The following is a 1,389-nucleotide window of genomic DNA, read 5'->3' as shown; positions in this document are numbered from 1 at the left end:
CGTACATGGACGCCCCCGTTTGCCAAGCTTCCAGTTCACTGCCGCACGAAGAAAAGATTGCACCCGTACATTCGGACTTCAGATGCGAGACGAGCTCGCTGTCCCTGATGGGTTCTGCTGGTCGGCGCCTCTATCGCTTACGCGCACTCGGAGTGCCTCGTCCGGGGCGGGCTGTGCTGACCACGGTCTGACCTGTCGTGCCATCAACTTGCTGGTTGCCTGAGCAATCGGCGGTGAGATTCTCCTGTTGCTGCAGATGTCGTCGATGTCGGGCTACGCAGCGGCGTAGCCAGCCTTGAACTCGCGCCCGTGCGCCAGCAGCGCCCAGACGGTCCGCGCAGTCTTGTTCGCCATCGCGACCGCAGCGATGTTCTTGTTCCGACGCGTCGTGAGCTTGACCAGCCAACTGTCAGTGTCGGCGCGCTGGGTGGCCCGGTAGATGACCGAGCGTGCGCCGTGGATCAGCATCGTCCGTAGGTACGCATCGCCGCGCTTGCTCATGCCCAGCAGCGTCGGCTTGCCACCGCTGGAGTGCTGTCGCGGAACCACGCCCAGCCAGGCCGCGAACTGCCGGCCGTTATCGAAGTTCTTCGCGTCGCCGATGCTGGCGACCAGGGCGCTCGCGGTCAGTGGCCCGATGCCGGGCACCTTCTCAAGACGCTGGCTAGCCTCGCTAGCACGGTGCCATGCTTTGATCTGCACTTCGATTTCGTCGACCTGCTCCTGCAGCGCCTTGAGGTGGTCGAGCAGGCGCTGGATCAGCAGGCGGAAGGTGCCCGGCAACTCGTTCTCGGCATCTTCGATGAGCGGTGGCACGCGCTGGGCGATGTAGGCGATGCCCTGCGGCACCACCAGGCCGTACTCGCCGAGGAGGCCGCGAATCTGGTTGGCCTGCGCCGTACGCGCCTTCACGAAGCCCTGACGGACGCGGTGCAGCGAGAGCACCGACTGCTGCTCGACGTTCTTGATCGGCACGAAGCGCATTGACGGCCGGCTGACCGCCTCGCAGATCGCCTCTGCGTCTGCGGCATCGTTCTTGTTGCTCTTCACGTACGGTTTGACGAACTGGGGCGCCATCAGTCGGACTGTGTGGCCCAGCGCCTGCAGCTTGCGGGCCCAGTGGTGAGCGCTGGCACAGGCCTCGATGCCGATTAGGCAGGGCGGCAGGTTCGCGAAGAAGGGAGCAACCTGGTCGCGCTTCAGCTGCTTGCGCAGCACGGCCTTGCCGCGCTCGTTGACCCCGTGAACCTGGAACACGTTCTTGGCCAGATCGAGGCCGATCGTCGTAATCTCCATGGTGGACGCTCCTTCCGATCGAGTGGTTGCTGACACATCCACTGTGGCACTTCGATGCCGTCTACGGGTGGGGGCGTCCATCCCATTGCTTAC

1 protein-coding gene is annotated in these 1,389 nt (G+C 64.3%); it reads right to left on the bottom strand.

Annotated features, from left to right (window positions below; genetic code table 11):
• Nucleotides 1–273 precede the first annotated feature (273 nt).
• Nucleotides 274–1,296, bottom strand: a complete 1,023-nt coding sequence (locus H5407_RS23465; protein WP_183106903.1) for an IS110 family transposase — start codon at nt 1,294–1,296, stop codon at nt 274–276.
• Nucleotides 1,297–1,389: the final 93 nt, after the last annotated feature.

Source organism: Mitsuaria sp. WAJ17 (genome assembly GCF_014174515.1).
In the GTDB taxonomy this organism is placed as follows: Bacteria; Pseudomonadota; Gammaproteobacteria; order Burkholderiales; family Burkholderiaceae_C; genus Roseateles_B.
The sequence above is the reverse complement of the archived record's forward strand: the minus strand, read 5'-3'. Positions and strand labels throughout refer to the sequence as shown.